Below are 15226 nucleotides of genomic sequence, written 5' to 3'. Positions count from 1 at the left end.
AAGGGGCGTTTTGATCAGCCGCGCATGATGAAAAATGCGGCTTTCTCAAAATCGCCCTTTTTTTTGTAGTAATCCGTAATATCCTGAAGCAGCACTTCCAAATCCACCCACGCTTCAATTTTCTGCAGCTCCAGCACGAGCTTCTGCAATCGGTCGTACGGATCTTCCTGAGAGGTATACAGTGTTTTGAGCGCGGCCAGCTTCAGTTTCATGATGTTGTTCTGCACTTTGTCAGCTATGTATAATCCTTTCTGCAGCACGGTTTGTCCTTCGGCGGAGCATCCGGTTTTAAAAAGTGCTCTGACCGCTTCGTATACACAATGAAGGTAGGAAACGGGAGACTCCTTTTCAAAGCGCTGATTGCCCAATACCTTTTTGTAAAAAGGAAGCGCCTCTTTATCTTTTTTCTGAGCGGTCTTTAAAAAACCAAAATTGTAATAAGCATGGCACAGCAGGTTATTGTCATTGATGCGGTCTGTTATTTTTATGGATTCATTGAAGAGCTGTTCAGCGTCTTCATAGCGTGCCTCGTCTATGTAATTTACGGCGAGAAGCAGCTGGCAGCTGAGCGTTTTTTTGATGTAGCCGAATTCATTCTGATAGATCTTCAGCGCTTTGTTGACATATTGAATGGAAAGCGGAGGCGACTTCATCATGTAATAAGCACCCGCTGTTTTATAATAAAATTCAGCGGCTTCAATACGGTTCTGGATGGCCGGCAGGTACTGTTCGGCTTCTTTAAAGCGGCAGACAGCCCGGTTTGGAGTGCCGTTCACCATATGGAATAACCCTTTGAAAAAATAGAAATAATAAGTTAATTCTTGATCCATCTCATCTTTGCGCCGCTTCAGCTCACAGAACAGTTTATTCAAGCCGTCTTTTTTCTCAAACAGCAGCTGAAACCGTGCAAAAAACAGCTGATATCTGAGATTGAGCTTTGCATTCTTTTGTAATTTGGGGAGATGCTGATTGATTTGTTCGTGAAGGGAACGGGCTAGATCGAATTGGCGTTTTCCCATGGCGTCATACCACTCATTCAGCATCCCCAGCGTACGTTTTTCAGTAAACTTAGCAATCATCTTCCAACCTCTTTGCATAGGGTAAAAATCTTTATTTATCATAACACATTAATGGACGAGGCTCATTGCCAGCTGGTTACAGTTTATAGCGCGGTTGAAAAAGAAATTGATTCATAATATACTTCCAAATGTACAGATTGGTTACCACTTATACCTTCTATACATACTATTGTCGATGAAGGAGATGTCAAGAGAATGCTTGATACTCAGCAAATTAAAGAAATTATTCCCCATCGCTATCCGTTTCTTCTGGTAGACAGAATTACGGAAGTCGAAGAAGGAAAACGGGCGGCGGGATATAAAAATGTGACGGCGAATGAAGATTTTTTTAACGGCCATTTTCCTGAATACCCTGTTATGCCGGGCGTATTAATCGTAGAGGCTTTGGCGCAGGTCGGAGCTGTGGCGATGCTGATTAAAGAAGAAAACAGGGGCAGACTCGCGTTTTTTGCTGGGATTGATAACTGCCGTTTCAAAAAGCAGGTAAAACCGGGTGACAAGCTGGAGCTTGAAGTGGACATTACACGTGCACGCGGTACGATCGGACGCGGAAAAGGCGTTGCCAAAGTTGACGGCGAGCTCGTGTGTGAAGCCGAATTAACCTTTGCACTCGGAGAATAAAAATAAACAAATGGGCTTATAAAAAAGCCCATTTCGTGTAGAAAGGGGTGAATGTAATGTGGTCAGAATTTAAAAGCTTTGCGATGAAGGGCAATATCATGGATCTGGCAATCGGTGTTGTCATCGGCGGCGCTTTCGGGAAAATCGTGACGTCACTCGTTGAAGATATCATTATGCCGCTTGTCGGTCTTCTGCTTGGCGGCCTTGATTTTTCAGGACTGGCGGTGACATTCGGCGACGCCCATATCAAGTACGGAAGCTTTATACAAACGATTGTGAACTTCTTCATTATTTCATTTTCTATTTTTATCGTGATTCGCACAATAGGCAAGCTGAGACGTAAAAAAGAAGCTGAAGAAGAAGCGGAAGAAGCCGAAGAAACAGATCAGCAGACAGAACTGCTGACTGAAATCAGAGATCTGCTGAAACAGCGGGCGCATCACAATGACTAGGGCATAAAAAAAGGCTGGATGATTAACGTCCGGCCTTTTTCATGATTATAATTTTTGTTTGAACGCTTCAATCAGCCGGCTGCCTGAGTATCCTTCTTTCACGAGCGACTCCAGAATGCTTTCTGATCCGGGGTGATTTCTTGACACCATTTGACCGTAAATTAAAACTTGTATACTCTTTTCCAGCTCGACGATATTTTTGATGCTTCCCGTCAGCTGGGCGGGACGGTTGCTTTTTTTCGTAATCGTTACAAACACCTTCGCTTCTTTCTGGCTTTTCATCAGCATATCAAAAAAAGAAAAGTGTTCGGCCGGCACCAGAGCTTCAATTAACCAATGGTTTTCACCGTCTTCTTTATTGATAATCAATCCGTCTAAAAGGGGAAACTGTTCAATCGGCCGATCGTCTTTATCTAAACGTTCCACATTCAGATCAACCAGTTTAAAGGTTTTCATCTCTATTTTCACCCCTGTTGTCCATGTTTTTCGTTCATTTATTATAACACATATCACTTTTTCCGGGAAAATGCTGTAAGACATGCTTCATCATTTTTGTAGGCGATCAACATTTAATCATTTCTATTTTTTCATTATAATGTAAAAGAATATAGTCATGGAGAGATGCTTATGAATCAATTGCGCCTGAAGGAAATTTATATAGAAGACGGCTTAAGGCGGGAAGACGATCATTCCTACTTAGTATCCAAAAAGGAAGAGTGCGAGGTGCATCTTAACAGAAGAGGGAATGTCGTCTTTTTGTATGAAACAAAAGACCGCATGGAACAGTATAAAATTCAGCTTTCGCTGACTGATAAAAAGCTGAGTTTTTACTGGTTCGCATGGGACGGCGGAAAGTTCGTCAGGATGTTTGAGAAAAACTGGCTTAAAACGAAACTTTTCTCGCGGCTGCTCAAAAATACATATTACATAAGCGGTCAAAAGAAAAAGTTTTTTTTATCTGAAAGAAAAGCGAAATCATAAGAGAGGCATAAACGGATAACGGTTTTTTCCGCTTTTTGCTTTCTGGAGCTCTTGTACTACAATGAAGCCACCCTCGAAAAAGAGAGGAGGATACGGCTTGTTTAACCACGTGATGCTTGTCGGCCGGCTGACGAAAGACCCGGAGCTCCGTTTTACATCAGCGGGCATTGCCGTGGCTCATATTACCTTGGCTGTCAGCCGCAATTTTAAAAGCGCGTCAGGTGAAACCGGGACTGACTTTGTCAACTGCACCATTTGGAGAAAAAGCGCTGAAAACACGGCATTGTACTGCCAAAAAGGGTCATTGGTCGGTGTGAGCGGCAGAATCCAGACGAGAAGCTATGAAAAGACAGACGGCGTAAAAGTTTATGTGACCGAGGTCATGGCTGATACCGTTCGGTTTATGGATCAAAAACGGAAAGAGCCGCTGGCTGAATAACATGCTTTTTTTCCTCTTTTTCCCGCCTTTTGGCGGGCCCCGCAATACCCCCTTCCTATACGCCAGTCGAAAGACTGGTTTTTTGGTTCGGGATCTAAAAAATGGTTAAAAAGAAGTGATTTTGCTTATAAACACTTAAAATAATTGAATGTTTTAAGATAAAAACTTATAATTACTTACAGATAAGTGACGAAAAAAGGAATGAGGACGTGTATCAAGAAGAAAGACTGATTGCGATAATGGAATATTTGAAACAGCATCGGCGGATCACCGCTGAACAGATATGTTCGCTGCTTCATATTTCAAGAGACACCGCAAGACGGGACCTTGTCAAGCTGAAAGAGCGCGGAGCCATTATCAGAACACGGGGCGGCGCGATTCTGCCGTCTGTGCATCAGGAAGTGCCTGGCTATTCCGGCCGGCTGAAAACCGTTTCTGAAGAGAAAAACAAAATCGGCAGACTGGCCGCCTCCCTGATCCATAAAGGAGACCGGATCATCCTGGATACCTCCACAACCGTGCAGGCCTGCGCCGAACATTTAAATGTCACCGGCTGCACTGTTATTACAAATTCGATCAATCAGGCCGATATCCTCTCTGCAAAAGAGGGAATTGACATTCATCTGCTCGGCGGAAAGCTGCAAAAGGAACACCGGTTTTTATACGGCGCTTCTGTGGTGGAAAAACTGGGGGATTATCACGCCGATAAGGTGCTGATCGGCGTTGTCGGCATCTCGGAAAACGGTCTGACGATACCGCATGAAGAAGACGGCATGGTCAAGCGTAAAATGATCCGACAGGCTGAACAGGTGATTGCGCTGAGCGATCATTCCAAGCTTGGCCGTACGAGTTTTTATCAATATGCAGACCTGCACGAGGTTGACCTGCTGATCACCGATCGGCTGCCTGATCAGGATTTTTGTGATCTGCTCGACCGGCACGGCGTAGAATTGCTTGTAACTGATTCTGAAGAAGAGGATGAGGACATGTGAAACTGATTGCCATAGATCTGGACGGCACACTGCTGAACAGCAGTCATCAAGTAAGCGATGAAAACGAGCGGGCTTTAAGGGAAGCCCGGCAAGCGGGAATTGAAATCGTGGTGTCCACGGGACGCGCGCATTTTGACGTGCACTCCATATTCGAACCGCTCGGCATAAAAACTTGGATTATCAGTGCAAACGGAGCCGCCATTCATGCTCCTGACGGCAGCCTGTACCATTGTGATGCGATTGAAGAAACAAGGGCCCGGGGGATTTTGTCCTGGCTTGAAGAGAATCAATATTACTATGAGGTGTTTACAAACAAAGCCATCTATACGCCTGAAACCGGCAGGGAGCTGCTCGAGATCGAAATGGATCGGGTAAAAAGCGCCAATCCGGAAACCGACCTTTCTATTTTGGAGCAGGCGGCTTCTGTGCAATACAGCCAGTCAGGCTTTGCTTACATTCAATCATACCGTGAGCTCTTTGAGAAAGATGAACGTCTGGATTTTTACAACATTCTCGGGTTTTCGTTTGATGAGCGGAAGCTGAAAGCGGGCTGGGACCGATTCAGCGATCAGAAAGACCTCACCCTTGTCAGCTCTGCCGATCACAATTTTGAACTGTCGTCGCGACATGCTTCTAAAGGGCAGGCGCTTAAACGGCTGGCACAAAAGCTCGGCATTCCGATGGCTGAAACCGCAGCGGTCGGTGACAGCTTAAATGATTACTCAATGCTTCAGGCGGCCGGAAAAGGCATAGCGATGGGAAATGCGAGAGAAGACATTAAAGAGATCGCTGACGCTGTTACATTGACAAATGATCAAAACGGCGTTGCGCATATGATCAGGAATTTACTTTAAAAGGTTTGGCGATACTGTTCACGACTGGCGTGACGCATTCATGGCAAATGCGGCGTAACAGTAAGGACGGCATAAAAGACCGGCTCTTCCGAGAGAGCCGGCCTTTTTGCGTTTAATGTGATTGCGCCGATGCGCTGAGGGTGAATAATTCTTCAAGCTCATCGGACGACAGCTCGGTAATCCAACTTTCACTTTGGATAATCTGATCGTTCAGCGTTTGCTTCGTTTCGAGCATGGCATCAATTTTTTCTTCAATCGTTCCCGTCGTAATTAATTTGTGCACGTGGACGAACCGCTCCTGGCCGATTCGGTAGGCGCGGTCGGTCGCCTGGTTTTCCACCGCCGGATTCCACCATCTGTCATAGTGAATGACGTGATTGGCAGCCGTCAGGTTCAGGCCGGTTCCGCCCGCTTTCAGTGACAAAATCAGCGTCGGGTATTCTTTCTTCTGGAACCGTTCTACAAGGGAATCGCGTTCCTGCTTGGACAAGCTTCCGTTTAAAAACTGAACAGGCTCTCCGAATGTTTTTTCCAGGAGGCGCTTCATCATGTTGCCCATCTGAATGTATTGGGTGAAAATGAGGCAGCTTTCCCCTTGTCCGCGGATCGCCGCCATTAAGTCAAGCAGCTTTTCCAGTTTGACGGATCTCCCGTTTAACAGCTCTGTCTGTTCTTCCTTCAAATAGAGCGCAGGATGGTCACAGATTTGCTTCAAGCGGCCGAGCATGCTCAAAATCAGCGCTTTCCGCTGCATGCCGGTCAGAGAAGCCATATGTTCAAATGTATCTTTGACAAGCTGCTCATAAAGGGAGGCCTGTTCGGCCGAGAGCGGGATAAACTCTTTTTGTTCCAGCTTGTCAGGGAGATTAAGCGCCACTTCTTCATCCCGTTTTGTCCGGCGCAGTAAAAACGGCCGGATTAACTGCTGTAGCTGGTTGATTCTTTTTTCGTCACGGTCTTTTTCAATCGGCAGCACATAGCGTTTATGAAAGCCGGTCAGGCTGCCGAGGTAGCCTTTGTTCATAAAATCAAAGATCGACCAAAGCTCTGTCAGGCGGTTTTCCATCGGTGTTCCGCTCAGCGCGATATGATGGACGCCTTTCAGCTTTCTGATCGCGCGGGACTGCTTCGTATGCGCGTTTTTAATATTTTGCGCTTCATCAAGGCAGATGGTGCTCCATGTCACGGAAGAAAGCTCTTCCTGATCGGCGTGCGAGAGGCCGTAAGAAGTAAGAACGACATCTGCGCCTTGATAGGCCGGGATAAATGCTTCCTCCTTCGGCCGACGGGGTCCGTAATGAAGCACGGCCTTCAGCTGCGGCGCGAAGGTCTGGAGCTCACGCTGCCAGTTGCCGAGCACCGATGTCGGCGCAATGATTAAGGCAGGCGCTTTTTGCCGGCCGCTTTCCTGCACATGAAGAAAATAAGCGATCATCTGAATCGTCTTTCCAAGTCCCATATCATCTGCGAGACAGGCGCCGAAGCCGTTTTCCCGCAGGAAGAGAAGCCAGTTCATGCCGTACACCTGATAAGGGCGGAGCTGGCCCTGAAACGCGGCGCTGACTTCATGCTCCGGCAGATCCCGGGCATCCGTCAGTTTGCGGATCAGGCTTCTGAGCTGCTTTGATAATTCGATCTTGATCCCGGCAAATGCCGATGAGTCAATGATGTCCGTGTCCTCTGCTCCGTTTTCCCCGTGATCCATCAGTTCGCGCGCCAGCACGTCGGACATGTGGAGACCCTCAGATTCCGCTTTTTCCATCAGTTTTTTCATCTGTTTAATAAATTGCGGATCAATTTTCACCCATTGTCCGCGGATGTTGACGAGACGTCTGTTGTTTGCGACAAGCTCATTGAATTCATCCTCTGTCAGCTCAATTCCGTTTGTGGCGAATCTCCAGTTGAAATCAAGCAGGGCGTTCATGCCGACAAAGGACTCGCCCCGCGGGGAGGATGACACTTTTGCTTTGAGCATCATATTGCTTTCCCGGACAATCTGCCACCACGATGGAAGAAGAATCTCCACACCCATATCGACAAGCGTCTCACTCGCTTCCGATAAGAAGATCCAAGCTTCTTCTTCAGAAATGAGCGTCGTTCCCGAATCAAATGAAAGCCAGGGAACCGTTCGGCGGAAGCGGTCCTGTTCACGCGCGATTTTTCCGCTGTATGCCTGCCACGCTTTTTTCAGCCCCTTCAGTCCGTCGAAAAAGGTGATGGCTCCGGTTTTTTTCTCGCGTAAAAACATTTCGATTTTCCAGTCGTCACCGTCAAAATCAGGCTCGTTTAATCGCAGCCCGACGGTAAACGGCGTCAGATCATCATTCCAGCCGATTCCCTCGAGAAAATCATCTTCGTCCAAAAATGAGCCTTTAAACGTATGAACGGCCGGCGAACGGGTTTCGATCTGCTTCCATTTTTCCCGCAGGTCATCATTGTACTGAATGTAGTCCTGAATCGCGGCCGAGAACCAGTCAGCCGTAAAGCCTTCCAGCAAAAGCTCGCGGTCTTTGAAGCGCAGGACGCCGTTTTGCCAAGCCTCATAATCCGGAAGAAAATCGCCGTCGGCTATAAATTCGTATATCGTCGAAGCCGCTTCGATTAATGGTTCCGTTTCCTTTGTCAGCTGAACGGTGCTGAATGAATTGAACGAGTTTTTTCCGAGCAGCTCGACGGTCATCCACGGGCTGAGCAGAACGGCCGGGGTGCCGATGAAGCTGACGTCTTCAAGAAACGTTCCGTAAAAGGTGGACTCATGCCATTGGAACAGATGAGTCTTCATCTGACTGAGCGTAAGCGGCTGTTCTTTCTCGTCATGGCTTGACAGCGTAAATGTCCAATCTTCCATTTGTTCTACATGAATGAAAATTTCCTTAAGACTCGCCATCAATCAACTTTCCTTTCTGCAATTCTTCTTGAAGGGCGCGCAGCCTTTTGTAGCTTGCGCTCAGCTGGCTGATATACCGCTCCCAAACCTGCTGTTTTTTTGCCTTTTTATAAAGCGTCCGCAGTTTTTTCAGATGGCGCGCAGCCTCTTTATAGGCGCTGCGGTTTTTTTGGTCGATAAAAAAGGCCGCCGCCCGGTGATAGGAGGGGATGAGCGCTTCCGGATCATTGGCGGCAATTTCCTTCAAAATGTCCTTTTCGATTTCCCAGACGGAAAAACCGACGAGGCTGTGAATCTCCACCCACTCCGCATACCGCCGTTTTTCGTACAGATACTGGCTGTATTCTGTAAAGGTATAGGGAAGGCAGCCGGAGGCAAACCGTTCAAACAGCTGATCATCCCGTGAGTGCCGCGCATAATCCGCCAGCAGCACAAACAGTTCTCCGATAATATCGCGCATTTCTTTAAACGGCTTATCAAGTTTCGTGTAGTTCACGGCAAGAGGTTCGATCTGACCGTACCATGTTTTCAGCCGTTTCCAGTCTTTTTTCGCGGTGAGCTCACTGAGCCATTGAAAGGTATAAGGCAGCGCTTCGGAAGGGAAGCGTGAAATATCTTCAAAGACCGCTGCATCATCTTTTTGCAAAAAGGCCAAATGAAGCCGGCCGAACCGTACTTCCGGCGAAAAACGGCGTCCGCTTTCCTGTGCGAGAATCTCCTGTTCACGCGCGACCCATTTCGGCCGGTTCAAAAGCGCGCTCCAAACTTCGCCGAATACCCGAAGGCGTTCGTATTGAAAAAGCTCCTCTTTCAGCAGAAGCCTGCGGATCACCGGAGGCGTCCGGTCCAAAAAGGGATCAAGCGAGAAAGACAGGGCATACGTTTTCAGTCGGTCAATGGAGGAGTAAATCGTATCCATCAGCTGTTCGACGTATGGGTTGATGCTGTAATAATCTTTTTCGGCATCCAGTCTGCCAGACTCAATCAAAGTAAACATGTGAAGCCAGACGGCAAGCGCCGAGTGAATCTGATATAAGCTTTTGAGCTCGGGTTTTTTCGGGGCATGTTTTTTGAGCGCTGACAAGTAGCCGTAATAAAGCCCCTGCATCGTCTGGCTTCCGGCCGGCGTCCGCGCCTCCCACAGCGAGAATTCCGAATCAAAAAAAGCGAGCCAGCTTGACAGCGACTCTTCATTCGGCAGCACTTTTTCCTGAAACTGCCGGCGGACAAGCTCCCTGCTTTCCTCAAGCTTTTCTCTTTCCAGCCAATGCTCGGTAAAGGAACCGACCCGTTCAAATTGGGCATATACGTAAAGAAAAACGGCCAGCACATGGCGGCAGATCGCCTCAGACGGGCATGCGCAGCCGCTTTTCACCATGAAAAATAAGTTCAGCGTGACCCTTACAGGCACAACATCCTGCACATACGCGGAAATCTCTGTCGGGGTTTGAACCTGTATACGATAGACGGAATCCTGCCGATATAAAATGAGTGCTTTCTTCATCAGCTGAACATTGTCTTCATTGTAAGGAAGAAGTTCTTTAAGCTGTTCAGCCGCTGCGAGCACATCTTCTTTAGCAATCATATCCTGAAGCATGATTATCGCTCCTAACGAGTCACAAAATAAAAAGATTCCAATTCCTCTATTATATCGCAACACATGGTCCGGAAAAAGTTTTTCCTAAAAAAGGACATAAAAACCCGAGTGTGTCGAATGATGTATTAGAGATTGCAAAACAGCACCCGACAGCATATAATAATCTTGTTTTCAATTTAATGGAAGCCGAAAGGAAACGAATGATGAAGAAAACGAAGTTAGATCAAGAGGAGTTTCTGAAGATTTTAATGCATGCGCACGACATCGGTGAGCAGTCCTCTGAGATGACCACAAAAGAAATGCTTGAGAATTTGATTTCTCATATTAAAAATGGATATGCAACATAAAGTCCCGCGGGCTCTTGACCGCGGGATTTTTTAATCTTCCGCGATACCAGTATTTAAAACGCTTACAAAAATAAACTGAATAGAAGTGTTTGTGTATTTTTGTCGAATATTGTCATTTGAAAAGGTTAGAAATGACAGTTCAAAGCTGTATAATCGTAATTGGAAAAGTTATTGGAGGGAATAGGAATACACGGAAAGTGATATGGAGGTTATATGGGAGAATCCGCAAGCATAAAAGAAATATTCGCAATACTGAGAAAGCGTCTGCTGTTTATACTTATTATCACCGCGGCGGCATCTGCCGCAGGCGGACTCATCAGTTTCTTCGCTCTTACGCCGGTCTATGAAAATTCAACACAAATTTTGGTCAGTCAATCTAAAAACAATCAAAAAGAAGTCCAATTCAATGACGTTCAAACCAACCTCCAATTAATCAACACGTATAATGTCATCATCAAAAGCCCGGTTATCCTCGATGAGGTGATTAAAGAGCTGAATCTGTCCATGACTTCGAAAGAGCTGGAATCAAAAATCACGGTATCCAGCGAGCAGGATTCACAAGTCGTGACGATCGCCGTGCGGGATACGGATGCAAAGCGGGCGGCCGTTATGGCAAATACGGTTGCAGCCGTTTTTCAGGACAAGATCACGGCCATCATGAATGTGGATAATGTCAGCATTCTTTCAAAGGCCGAAGCGGCGGACAGCCAGTCACCGGCAGAGCCTAACCGTAAGCTGAACATCGCGATCGCGTTTGCGGCCGGACTTTTGGGCGGAATCGGTCTCGCCTTTTTGCTGGAACATCTGGATAATACGATCAAATCGGAGGAACAGCTTGAATCGCTGCTCGGCATCCCGATCTTGGGAACGGTTACTTCAATCAGCGCAAAAGACAGCGTTGCCAAAAATTTGAGGATGGCAGAAACCAAACAAGCGGGAGGCGGACAAGTTGACGCGTAAAAAAGACAAGCCGGCAAAACGAAGCGTGATTACGATGTCAGAGCCGAAGTCTATCAACTCGGAACAATATCGGACGATCCGTACAAACATTGAATTTTCTTCCGTCGATACGGAGGTGAAGTCCCTTTTAATCACATCCGCAGGTCCGGAAGAAGGAAAGTCGACTACCGCGGCCAATCTTGCCGTCGTATTTGCCCAGCAGGGGAAAAAAGTACTTTTAATTGATGCGGATCTGCGCAAACCGACGGTTCATTTCACCTTCAAATTGGATAACGGAACCGGTTTAACGTCGCTGCTGTTACAACAGATTCCGTTTCAGAAAGCCGTCCTGCGGGCTGAGGAAGCCAATCTCGATATTTTAACGAGCGGGCCGATCCCGCCCAATCCGGCGGAGCTTTTATCGACGGGGGCCATGAGAGATCTTCTGTCAGAAGCAGCCCTTGTTTATGATAAGGTGATTTTGGACACGCCTCCCGTTTTGGCCGTAGCCGATACGAAAATATTAGGCAGCTATACTGACGGGGCCATTATGGTGATCTCAAGCGGGAAAACGGACAAGGAAAAAGCGGCCAAGGCGAAAGAAGCGCTCGATTATTGCCCGTGCAAGCTCCTCGGGGCCGTGATGAACGGGAAAAAACAAACGAAACACTCGGACTACGCCTATTATGGACAGTAATGTCATAATGGGCGCAGTCCATTCTTTTTAAGAAGGAGGGATTAAATATGATAGATATCCATTGTCACATCCTTCCTTCCATAGACGACGGCGCGGCGGATGATACAGAAAGCCTCGAGATGGCGAGAGAAGCGGTCAGACAGGGAATTGATACGATCATTGCGACGCCGCATCACGTGAAATACCGCTATGACACGGACCGGCATACGGTCAAAGAAGCGGTCAGACTGTTAAACAAACGTTTGAATAAGGAAGGCATTCCGCTCACCGTTCTGCCCGGCCAGGAAATCAGAACAGACGGAGATCTGCTGGCCGGTCTTCAAAGCGGCCCGCTTATCCCGCTCCATGATACAAAGTATGTGCTGGCGGAGTTTCCGGCGGATCATGTTCCGGCCTACGCCGAACGGCTATTTTATGAATTGCAGCTGAGGGGATATGTCCCCGTCATCGCCCACCCGGAGCGGAACAGAGAAATCCGCGAAAACCCGTCCGTCCTTTACAGTCTCGTAAAGAAAGGCGCTGCTGCCCAAGTGACGGCCGGCTGCCTTGCCGGAGCATTCGGGCGGAAAGCGAAGAGCTTTTCGCTGCAGCTTATTGAAGCGAATTTGATCCACTTTCTCGCATCTGACGCCCATAATCTCGGATCGAGACATTTTTATTATCAGGAGGCGCTCGGCGTTCTGAAAAAAGAAGCCGGGGCGGAGCTGATTTACATGCTTACGGAAAACGCGGCGCTTCTCGTTGAAAACAAAGCCGTTTATAAGGAACCTCCGCTGCCTGTGGCCCGCCGTAAGCGCTGGGGTCTTTTTTAACCAACTTCCCTATCCCGTTTAAATGAAGCATAAGCGGCTGTTTTGCAAGATGATCTTTTTATGCTTATGCTATAATCAGCGGCCGGCACCGTTTTTTCTATCATGACCGCAGGCTTCCGGCATTCTGCCGGCGCCGGGATCATATGCTAATAACGGTAAGCTGCCCAGCAGCAATTTCTAAACGGTTGGGGGAACACGATGAAAATAACAGTGATCGGAACAGGCTACGTCGGTCTTGTGACAGGAGTGTCTCTTTCAGAAATCGGCCATGACGTAACATGCATAGATATTGACGAACGTAAGGTTGAGCAGATGAGAAAGGGAATATCCCCTATCTTTGAACCGGGCCTTGAAGATATGATGAAACGAAATATCGGCCGGCATCGGCTGGCCTTTGAAAAGAGCTACGAAAAAGGGCTTGCGGAAGCAGAGGTTATTTTTATAGCGGTCGGAACGCCGCAAAAAGAAGACGGACACGCAAACCTTACCTATATTGAAAATGTCGCCGAACGGATTGCCGAATCTATTTCTAAAGATGCGATCGTCGTGACAAAAAGCACGGTTCCCGTGGGAACGAATGACAGGATCAGCGAAGTTATTTATTCACGGCTGAAATCGGATGTGAATATTTCAATCGCCTCAAATCCGGAATTTCTTCGTGAAGGTTCGGCGATTCACGATACCTTTCACGGCGACCGCATCGTAATCGGAACTGAAGACCGGCAGACGGGAGAAACGCTTGACCGGGTTTTCGCGCCGTTTGCCATTCCGGTTTATCATACGGATATCAGAAGCGCCGAGATGATCAAATATGCATCGAACGCTTTTTTAGCGGCAAAGATCAGTTTTATTAATGAAATTTCCAATATATGCGAAAAAGTCGGTGCGGATGTGGAATCAGTCGCACACGGAATGGGATTGGATAAACGGATCGGCAATCAATTCTTAAGAGCCGGCATCGGCTACGGGGGTTCCTGCTTTCCGAAGGATACAAATGCCCTCGTGCAGATCGCGGGACATGTGGAGCATGATTTTGAATTGCTGAAGTCCGTCATTAAAGTCAACAATAACCAGCAGTCCATGCTGGTTGATAAAGTGCTGAACAGGCTCGGCGGAGTTACGGGAAAAACCATTGCGTTATTAGGGCTGTCTTTTAAGCCGAATACCGATGATATGCGGGATGCGCCGTCCATTGTCATTGCGGATCGTCTGGCGGCTCTTGACGCCCGGATGACAGCGTACGATCCGATCGCTTCGTTCCGGGCTTCCGAGCTGCTTCCGGCCGGGGTTTCCTATCGGGAGTCTATAGAGGAAGCGGTCAGGGGAGCGGATGCCGTTCTGATTTTGACAGACTGGGAAGATATTAAGCATTTTCCGCTTGAAGCCTACAAAGAGCTGATGGAAACTCCGGTTATTTTCGACGGGAGAAACTGCCACTCGCTTAAAGAAGCGGAACAGGCGGGCGTGGAATATATCTCAATCGGAAGAAAAGCCGTCCTGCCTCAGACTGATTCTGTCACTTGAAAGGCCGGCGTCCGCGCCGGCCTTTATCATATTTATAATGATGATACACGGCAAAGGAGACGGTTATTGATAACCGGCTCCTTTTTTTAGGGAATTTATCATGGATATATAGAGGAGATCTGTGAATGAACGTGCCGGTTTCATGAGTCTTTTGGCTTTGGTGAAGAGCACCTCGGCTGTTGAAAATAAGCCGTTTAACCTATTTAAGCCGCTTTCTGTCTATTTTAAAATATAATATATGGAAATATAGTATGGAAAAGTCTGTGCTTTTTGTACGACTTTTTGCGTAAGACGAGGTGAAAACAGATGAGCCATTCAAGCACATTAAGCCATATTAACAGCACAATCAGCCATAAACTGGGCGAGATCGAACACCAAATTGATAAATTAAAAGAAGCGAAGAGAGATATAGAATCTCTGCAGGAAGAGGGCATGTCTGAAATCAAAGACATCCTCAGACCGCATCTGGATCATCATTGGACCGGCACTTTCGCTGAGGAATTTGATGAGCGGCGCGATCAGGCCCATACAGAGGCATACAGAATCGTTACAGACAAATACGACGGGTATATTTATCAGATCGGCTTAAAGATGACACAGCTTGAAATTGAAAAAGGAGGGCTCCTTGCCGCCAGAAGCATCGCCAGAGAAGCAGAGCACCTGCTGACGCTTGGTGAAGAAGCCGTTGACGCCGTGGGAGACAAAATACAATCAATCAAAAGAAGCTGGAGTTGGTTTTAATGACAGAAATAAAACTCAAATACGGAGCCGTCATGAAACAGCTTGAATCCGTCAGCAGCGCGCTGGAGGATGTTTCGATCGGGAATGCGGGTTCAAACGGGAAAAACAAGCTTGACTATACCTCCAAGTACCACTCCCGCGAGGCAAAGCTTGTATCCATGATCAGCGAATATAAGCAAGCCGTTCATAAGAACATCGCGGACGTAAAAGACAACGTAGATTCCCTGAAAGAACAGGACGAGGCGATCGCCGTAAAATAACGAA

17 protein-coding genes are annotated in these 15226 nt (G+C 47.3%); 13 read left to right on the top strand and 4 right to left on the bottom strand.

From position 1 onward, the window contains the following. Positions 1–14: 14 nt before the first annotated feature. Complete coding sequence (locus tag ABDB98_RS17270; RefSeq protein WP_438420797.1) at positions 15–1079, bottom strand: tetratricopeptide repeat protein; 1065 nt, start codon at positions 1077–1079, stop codon at positions 15–17. 195 nt (positions 1080–1274) lie between these two features. On the opposite strand from ABDB98_RS17270, the gene fabZ reads away from it, so the two are divergent. Both fabZ and mscL read left to right on the top strand, forming a co-directional pair. Beyond that, positions 1275–1700 carry a 3-hydroxyacyl-ACP dehydratase FabZ gene (gene fabZ / locus ABDB98_RS17265; protein ID WP_003151242.1) on the top strand — a complete coding sequence of 142 codons (426 nt, stop codon included), beginning with the start codon at positions 1275–1277 and terminating at the stop codon, positions 1698–1700. A gap of 56 nt (positions 1701–1756) precedes the next feature. After that, a complete protein-coding gene (gene mscL / locus ABDB98_RS17260) occupies positions 1757–2152 on the top strand; it encodes a large conductance mechanosensitive channel protein MscL (protein WP_016937684.1) in 396 nt (131 codons plus the stop codon). 45 nt (positions 2153–2197) lie between these two features. Here mscL and ABDB98_RS17255 read toward each other — a convergent pair whose 3' ends face one another. Beyond that, a complete protein-coding gene (locus ABDB98_RS17255; RefSeq protein WP_016937685.1) occupies positions 2198–2608 on the bottom strand; it encodes a YwpF-like family protein in 411 nt (136 codons plus the stop codon). Positions 2609–2779: 171 nt separating this feature from the next. On the opposite strand from ABDB98_RS17255, the gene ABDB98_RS17250 reads away from it, so the two are divergent. The 4 genes from ABDB98_RS17250 to ABDB98_RS17235 all read left to right on the top strand — a co-directional run bounded on the left by ABDB98_RS17250 (position 2780) and on the right by ABDB98_RS17235 (position 5418). Beyond that, on the top strand, positions 2780–3133 hold the full coding sequence (locus ABDB98_RS17250; RefSeq protein WP_060964082.1) for a hypothetical protein: 354 nt from the start codon (positions 2780–2782) through the stop codon (positions 3131–3133). 97 nt (positions 3134–3230) lie between these two features. Further along, positions 3231–3572: a single-stranded DNA-binding protein gene (gene ssb, locus ABDB98_RS17245; RefSeq protein ID WP_045926379.1), complete on the top strand. Its 342-nt coding sequence runs from the start codon at positions 3231–3233 to the stop codon at positions 3570–3572. A 209-nt stretch (positions 3573–3781) separates the two neighbouring features. Further along, positions 3782–4564 carry a DeoR/GlpR family DNA-binding transcription regulator gene (locus tag ABDB98_RS17240; protein WP_016937688.1) on the top strand — a complete coding sequence of 261 codons (783 nt, stop codon included), beginning with the start codon at positions 3782–3784 and terminating at the stop codon, positions 4562–4564. After that, positions 4561–5418, top strand: a complete 858-nt coding sequence (locus ABDB98_RS17235) for a Cof-type HAD-IIB family hydrolase (protein WP_269774175.1) — start codon at positions 4561–4563, stop codon at positions 5416–5418. Before ABDB98_RS17240 ends, ABDB98_RS17235 begins: the two co-directional genes overlap by 4 nt. 112 nt (positions 5419–5530) lie before the next feature. Here ABDB98_RS17235 and ABDB98_RS17230 read toward each other — a convergent pair whose 3' ends face one another. Together ABDB98_RS17230 and ABDB98_RS17225 are read right to left on the bottom strand one after the other, a co-directional pair. Beyond that, complete coding sequence (locus ABDB98_RS17230) at positions 5531–8305, bottom strand: DEAD/DEAH box helicase (RefSeq protein ID WP_438420796.1); 2775 nt, start codon at positions 8303–8305, stop codon at positions 5531–5533. Further along, a complete protein-coding gene (locus tag ABDB98_RS17225; RefSeq protein WP_438420795.1) occupies positions 8292–9902 on the bottom strand; it encodes an SWIM zinc finger family protein in 1611 nt (536 codons plus the stop codon). The genes ABDB98_RS17230 and ABDB98_RS17225 overlap by 14 nt, the downstream gene beginning before the upstream one ends. A gap of 203 nt (positions 9903–10105) precedes the next feature. Between ABDB98_RS17225 and ABDB98_RS17220 the strand changes: the two genes are divergently transcribed. The 7 genes from ABDB98_RS17220 to ABDB98_RS17190 all read left to right on the top strand — a co-directional run bounded on the left by ABDB98_RS17220 (position 10106) and on the right by ABDB98_RS17190 (position 15222). Further along, positions 10106–10249, top strand: a complete 144-nt coding sequence (locus ABDB98_RS17220) for a hypothetical protein (RefSeq protein ID WP_014471134.1) — start codon at positions 10106–10108, stop codon at positions 10247–10249. A gap of 213 nt (positions 10250–10462) precedes the next feature. Beyond that, positions 10463–11209 carry a YveK family protein gene (locus tag ABDB98_RS17215; RefSeq protein WP_264819278.1) on the top strand — a complete coding sequence of 249 codons (747 nt, stop codon included), beginning with the start codon at positions 10463–10465 and terminating at the stop codon, positions 11207–11209. A 34-nt stretch (positions 11210–11243) separates the two neighbouring features. Then, positions 11244–11885, top strand: coding sequence for a CpsD/CapB family tyrosine-protein kinase (locus ABDB98_RS17210; RefSeq protein ID WP_342008063.1), 642 nt, complete (start codon positions 11244–11246; stop codon positions 11883–11885). 47 nt (positions 11886–11932) lie between these two features. After that, positions 11933–12697, top strand: coding sequence for a tyrosine-protein phosphatase (locus ABDB98_RS17205; protein WP_438420794.1), 765 nt, complete (start codon positions 11933–11935; stop codon positions 12695–12697). Positions 12698–12895: 198 nt separating this feature from the next. After that, the gene (locus ABDB98_RS17200; RefSeq protein ID WP_438420793.1) at positions 12896–14221 is read left to right on the top strand and encodes a UDP-glucose dehydrogenase family protein; all 1326 of its coding nucleotides are present in this window, start codon (positions 12896–12898) and stop codon (positions 14219–14221) included. 306 nt (positions 14222–14527) lie between these two features. Next, positions 14528–14962, top strand: a complete 435-nt coding sequence (locus ABDB98_RS17195; protein ID WP_438420792.1) for a DUF5082 domain-containing protein — start codon at positions 14528–14530, stop codon at positions 14960–14962. Beyond that, entirely contained in the window at positions 14962–15222 is a 261-nt protein-coding gene (locus ABDB98_RS17190) for a YwqI/YxiC family protein (RefSeq protein WP_438420791.1), read from the top strand. The genes ABDB98_RS17195 and ABDB98_RS17190 overlap by 1 nt, the downstream gene beginning before the upstream one ends. Positions 15223–15226 lie beyond the last annotated feature (4 nt).

Origin of the sequence: Bacillus siamensis (genome assembly GCF_051628075.1) — a bacterium.
Classification (GTDB): Bacteria; Bacillota; Bacilli; order Bacillales; family Bacillaceae; genus Bacillus; species Bacillus siamensis.
This window is presented reverse-complemented; position numbering and strand designations above follow the sequence as displayed.

What these genes read in the sequence shown, in the direction of transcription:
- ABDB98_RS17270 (WP_438420797.1), bottom strand. Translation starts at nt 1,079, where the DNA reads ATGATTGCTAAGTTTACTGAAAAACGTACGCTGGGGATGCTGAATGAG.
- fabZ (WP_003151242.1), top strand. Translation starts at nt 1,275, where the DNA reads ATGCTTGATACTCAGCAAATTAAAGAAATTATTCCCCATCGCTATCCG.
- mscL (WP_016937684.1), top strand. Translation starts at nt 1,757, where the DNA reads ATGTGGTCAGAATTTAAAAGCTTTGCGATGAAGGGCAATATCATGGAT.
- ABDB98_RS17255 (WP_016937685.1), bottom strand. Translation starts at nt 2,608, where the DNA reads ATGAAAACCTTTAAACTGGTTGATCTGAATGTGGAACGTTTAGATAAA.
- ABDB98_RS17250 (WP_060964082.1), top strand. Translation starts at nt 2,780, where the DNA reads ATGAATCAATTGCGCCTGAAGGAAATTTATATAGAAGACGGCTTAAGG.
- ABDB98_RS17230 (WP_438420796.1), bottom strand. Translation starts at nt 8,305, where the DNA reads ATGGCGAGTCTTAAGGAAATTTTCATTCATGTAGAACAAATGGAAGAT.
- ABDB98_RS17225 (WP_438420795.1), bottom strand. Translation starts at nt 9,902, where the DNA reads ATGCTTCAGGATATGATTGCTAAAGAAGATGTGCTCGCAGCGGCTGAA.
- ABDB98_RS17220 (WP_014471134.1), top strand. Translation starts at nt 10,106, where the DNA reads ATGAAGAAAACGAAGTTAGATCAAGAGGAGTTTCTGAAGATTTTAATG.
- ABDB98_RS17215 (WP_264819278.1), top strand. Translation starts at nt 10,463, where the DNA reads ATGGGAGAATCCGCAAGCATAAAAGAAATATTCGCAATACTGAGAAAG.
- ABDB98_RS17210 (WP_342008063.1), top strand. Translation starts at nt 11,244, where the DNA reads ATGTCAGAGCCGAAGTCTATCAACTCGGAACAATATCGGACGATCCGT.
- ABDB98_RS17205 (WP_438420794.1), top strand. Translation starts at nt 11,933, where the DNA reads ATGATAGATATCCATTGTCACATCCTTCCTTCCATAGACGACGGCGCG.
- ABDB98_RS17200 (WP_438420793.1), top strand. Translation starts at nt 12,896, where the DNA reads ATGAAAATAACAGTGATCGGAACAGGCTACGTCGGTCTTGTGACAGGA.
- ABDB98_RS17195 (WP_438420792.1), top strand. Translation starts at nt 14,528, where the DNA reads ATGAGCCATTCAAGCACATTAAGCCATATTAACAGCACAATCAGCCAT.
- ABDB98_RS17190 (WP_438420791.1), top strand. Translation starts at nt 14,962, where the DNA reads ATGACAGAAATAAAACTCAAATACGGAGCCGTCATGAAACAGCTTGAA.